The 4,351-nt window shown below is 73.0% G+C and carries 3 protein-coding genes; 2 read left to right on the plus strand and 1 reads right to left on the minus strand.

From position 1 onward, the window contains the following. Positions 1–262: 262 nt before the first annotated feature. On the minus strand, positions 263–1,600 hold the full coding sequence (locus HGA02_RS11785; RefSeq protein ID WP_124344329.1) for a glutamine synthetase family protein: 1,338 nt from the start codon (positions 1,598–1,600) through the stop codon (positions 263–265). A 92-nt stretch (positions 1,601–1,692) separates the two neighbouring features. Here HGA02_RS11785 and HGA02_RS11790 point away from each other — a divergent pair, with 92 nt between their 5' ends. Continuing rightward, on the plus strand, positions 1,693–3,360 hold the full coding sequence (locus HGA02_RS11790) for an NAD+ synthase (protein ID WP_168679171.1): 1,668 nt from the start codon (positions 1,693–1,695) through the stop codon (positions 3,358–3,360). Between the two features lie 55 nt (positions 3,361–3,415). Continuing rightward, complete coding sequence (gene panB / locus HGA02_RS11795) at positions 3,416–4,228, plus strand: 3-methyl-2-oxobutanoate hydroxymethyltransferase (RefSeq protein ID WP_168679172.1); 813 nt, start codon at positions 3,416–3,418, stop codon at positions 4,226–4,228. Positions 4,229–4,351: the final 123 nt, after the last annotated feature.

Raw genomic sequence — 4,351 nt, forward strand, 5'->3', positions numbered from 1 at the left:
CGCCTGGTCGGGGTCGGCGAGCTCGCGCAGCTCGCCCGCCAGGACGTCGGCGGCCCCCGGCACGACCTCCTGCAGGGCGGCGTCCTCGAGCAGCCGCTGCGCGCGCGCCACGTTGGCGACGCCTGCCCGCGTGAGGCGTCCCGCGAGGCTGCCGCTGCGTCCGTCAACGGTCACGACGGCCCCCGTCCGTCGGCGTGCACCGTCGTCCGCCTGGCGAGGTGCTCGGTCATGAGCGAGATCCCGGGCGCGACCATGCGCACCGTCACAGGACCGGCAGGAACCGCCGCAGCTCGTACGGCGTGACCTGCGCGCGGTACTCGTCCCACTCCTGACGCTTGTTGCGCAGGAAGTAGTCGAAGACGTGCTCACCCAGCGTCTCGGCGACGAGCTCCGACTTCTCCATCACCGCGATGGCGGCGTCGAGGGACTGGGGCAGCGGGTCGATGCCGAGCGCGCGGCGCTCCGCGTCGGTGAGCTCCCACACGTCGTCCTCGGCGCCCTCGGGGAGCTCGTAGCCCTCCTCGATGCCCTTGAGGCCGGCCGCGAGGATGACCGCGAACGCGAGGTACGGGTTGGTCGCGGAGTCGACCGCGCGGTACTCGATGCGGCTCGAGTTGCCCTTGCCCGGCTTGTACAGCGGGACGCGGACCAGCGCGGAGCGGTTGTTGTGCCCCCAGCAGACGTAGCTCGGCGCCTCGGCGCCGCCCCACAGCCGCTTGTAGGAGTTGACGAACTGGTTCGTCACGGCGGTGATCTCGGCCGCGTGCTTGAGCAGGCCCGCGATGAACGAGCGCGCGGTCTTCGACAGCTCGAGGTGGCCGCCCGGCTCGTGGAACGCGTTGCGGTCGCCCTCGAACAGCGACAGGTGCGTGTGCATGCCCGAGCCCGGCTGGTCCGACAGCGGCTTCGGCATGAAGGACGCGAACACGCCCTGCTCGAGCGCGACCTCCTTGACCACCGTGCGGAACGTCATGATGTTGTCCGCCGTGGTCAGGGCGTCGGCGTAGCGCAGGTCGATCTCGTTCTGGCCCGGCCCGGCCTCGTGGTGCGAGAACTCGACCGAGATGCCCATGGACTCGAGCATCGTGATCGCGGCGCGGCGGAAGTCGTGCGCGGTGCCGCGCGGCACGTGGTCGAAGTAGCCGCCCTGGTCGACCGGCACGAGCGCCTGGGTCGGGTCCGCGGGGGCCTCGAACAGGTAGAACTCGACCTCGGGGTGCGTGTAGAAGGTGAACCCCTGGTCGCTCGCGCGGGACAGCGCGCGCTTGAGCACGTGCCGCGAGTCCGCGAGCGACGGCGCACCGTCGGGCGTCAGCAGGTCGCAGAACATGCGGGCGGTGCCGTGCCGCTCACCGCGCCAGGGCAGGACCTGGAACGTCGACGGGTCGGGGCGGGCGATCATGTCCGCCTCGTAGACGCGCGTGAGGCCCTCGATCGCGCTGCCGTCGAAGCCGATCCCCTCGGAGAACGCGTTCTCGAGCTCGGCCGGCGCGACCGCGACGGACTTGAGGATCCCGAGCACGTCGGTGAACCAGAGGCGGATGAAGCGGATGTCCCGCTCCTCGACCGTGCGGAGCACGAACTCCTGCTGCCTGTCCATGGCGTACATCCTGCCCGATCCGAGGGCCGTCCGGCCGCCATCCCACGCCGACGTGGCGGGCGGTCGTCGTGGCGGTGACTAGGCTCGACGCCATGACGAGGCCGCGTATCGCCCTGGCCCAGATCGACACCTGCGTCGGGGACGTCGACGGCAACGCCGCCGCGGTCGTGACGTGGGCGCGCAAGGCCGCGGACGCGGGCGCCGACCTCGTCGTCTTCCCCGAGATGACGCTCACCGGGTACCCGATCGAGGACCTCGCGCTGCGGGCGTCGTTCCGCCGCGGCGCCGAGGCGGCGCTCGAGCGGACGGCCGCCGAGCTCGTCGACGCCGGGCTCGGGGACCTCGCGGTGCTCGTGGGGACGGTCGGCGAGCACGGCGCGGGCGACACGGCCGCACCCGACGACCGCGGGCTGCCCACCAACCAGGCGGTCCTGCTGCGGCACGGGAAGGCGCAGACCCGGTACGACAAGCACCACCTGCCGAACTACGGGGTGTTCGACGAGTTCCGCATCTTCGCGCCCGGCGACGAGACGTGCGTGATCGACGTCGCGGACGCGCGCGTCGGCGTCGTCATCTGCGAGGACATCTGGCAGGACGGCGGTCCCGTCGCGCAGATGGACGAGAACGACGTCGACCTGCTCGTGGTCCTCAACGGCTCGCCCTACGAGGAGGGCAAGGGGCACGTCCGCGTCGACCTCGCCGCCCGGCGGGCCCGCGAGGTGGACGCGCCCGTGGCGTACGTCAACCTCGTCGGCGGCCAGGACGACCTGGTGTTCGACGGCGGGTCGTTCGTCGTCGGCGTCGACGGGACGGTGCTCGCGAGCGCGCCGCAGTTCGTCGAGCACCTGCTGGTGTGGGACCTTCCCGAGCGCGGCGCCGCACCCGAGCCCGGTCCGCTCGCCGCGCCGCTCGAGGCCGACGAGGAGGTCTACCGGGCGATCGTCACCGGCCTGGCCGGGTACGTCCGCAAGAACGGGTTCCGGTCCGTGCTGCTCGGCGTGTCGGGCGGCATCGACTCCGCGCTGACGGCCGCGATCGCGGCGGACGCGGTCGGCGGTGAGCACGTCGTCGGCGTCTCGATGCCGTCGTCCTTCTCCTCCGAGCACAGCAAGGACGACGCCGCCGACCTCGCCCGGCGGATCGGCGCGGACTACCGCGTCCAGCCCATCGCATCGGTCGTCGACGCGTTCCAGGAGCACCTCGCGCTCCAGGGCGTCGCGGAGGAGAACCTGCAGGCGCGCGTGCGCGGCGTCCTGCTCATGGCCATCTCGAACCGCGAGGGGCACCTCGTCATCGCGCCCGGCAACAAGTCGGAGCTCGCGACGGGCTACGCGACGATCTACGACGCGGGCAGCATCGGCGGGTTCGCCCCGCTCAAGGACGTCGACAAGTCCCGCGTCTGGGCGCTCGCGCGCTGGCGCAACGCGTACGCGGCCGCGCGCGGCGAGACGCCGCCGATCCCCGAGTCGTCGATCACCAAGCCGCCGTCCGCCGAGCTGCGCCCCGGCCAGACCGACCAGGACTCGCTGCCGCCCTACGACCTGCTCGACGAGGTGCTCGACGCGTACGTCGAGCACGCCGAGGGGCGCGCCGAGCTGCTGGCCCGTGGGTTCGACCCGGCGGTGGTCGACAAGGTCGTCACGCTCGTCGACCGCGCCGAGTGGAAGCGCCGGCAGTACCCCCTCGGCCCCAAGGTGACCGCGCTCGCGTTCGGGCGCGACCGCCGCCTGCCCGTGACGTCCCGGTGGCGCGAGCCCTGAGGCGTCACCCACCCGCGACCGTCGTGACCCGACCGCACCCCAGGAGCACACCCTCATGACCCAGAACGTGAAGCGCGTGCGCGTGCACCACCTGCGCCAGGCCAAGGAGCAGGGCGAGCGCCTGTCCATGCTCACCGCCTACGACGCGGTGACCGCGCGGATCTTCGACGAGGCCGGCGTCGACATGCTGCTCGTCGGCGACTCGATCGGGAACACCATGCACGGGCACGCGACGACGCTCCCTGTCACCGTGGACGACTTGATCCCGCCCGCCCGGGCCGTCGCGCGGGCCGCGCAGCGCGCGTTCGTCGTCGTCGACTTCCCGTTCGGGTCGTACGAGGCCGGGCCCGAGCAGGCGCTCGCGACGGGTGTGCGGCTCATGAAGGAGACCGGGGTCGACGCGGTCAAGCTCGAGGGCGGCAAGCGCGTCGCGCGGCAGATCCGCGCGCTCACCGACGCGGGCATCCCCGTCGTCGGGCACCTGGGCTACACGCCGCAGTCCGAGAACCTGTTCGGCGGTCCGCGCGTGCAGGGGCGCGGCGACGTCGCGGCGGAGCGGCTGTCGGAGGACGCGCTCGCCATCGCGGAGGCCGGCGCGGCCGCGATCGTGCTCGAGATGGTCCCGGCACCGCTCGCGGCCCGCATCACGGAGATCGTCGCGGTGCCGACCATCGGCATCGGCGCGGGCGCGCAGTGCGACGGCCAGGTGCTCGTGTGGGTCGACATGGCCGGCATGACGGACTGGTCGCCACGCTTCGCCAAGCGCTTCGGCGAGGTCGGCGCCGCGCTCAGGTCGGCCGCGACGGCCTACATCGACGAGGTCCGCGGCGGCACGTTCCCCGACGCGGCGCACCAGTTCGACGCGTGACGCCCGCGCGGGTCGCGGGCTGGACCCTCGCCGCGCTCGCGGCGGTCGCGGTGGTCGTCGTCCTGGTGCCGGTGGGCGGCGGCCTGTACGGGGTCGCGCAGCTCGTCTCGTTCCGCGCGGTCC

The sequence above is a fragment of the Cellulomonas septica genome (assembly GCF_012396155.1).
GTDB lineage: Bacteria > Actinomycetota > Actinomycetes > Actinomycetales > Cellulomonadaceae > Cellulomonas > Cellulomonas septica.

Bases quoted from the DNA above. Each gene is read 5' to 3' on its own strand.
- HGA02_RS11785 (WP_124344329.1), bottom strand. From the start codon at position 1,600: ATGGACAGGCAGCAGGAGTTCGTGCTCCGCACGGTCGAGGAGCGGGAC.
- HGA02_RS11790 (WP_168679171.1), top strand. From the start codon at position 1,693: ATGACGAGGCCGCGTATCGCCCTGGCCCAGATCGACACCTGCGTCGGG.
- panB (WP_168679172.1), top strand. From the start codon at position 3,416: ATGACCCAGAACGTGAAGCGCGTGCGCGTGCACCACCTGCGCCAGGCC.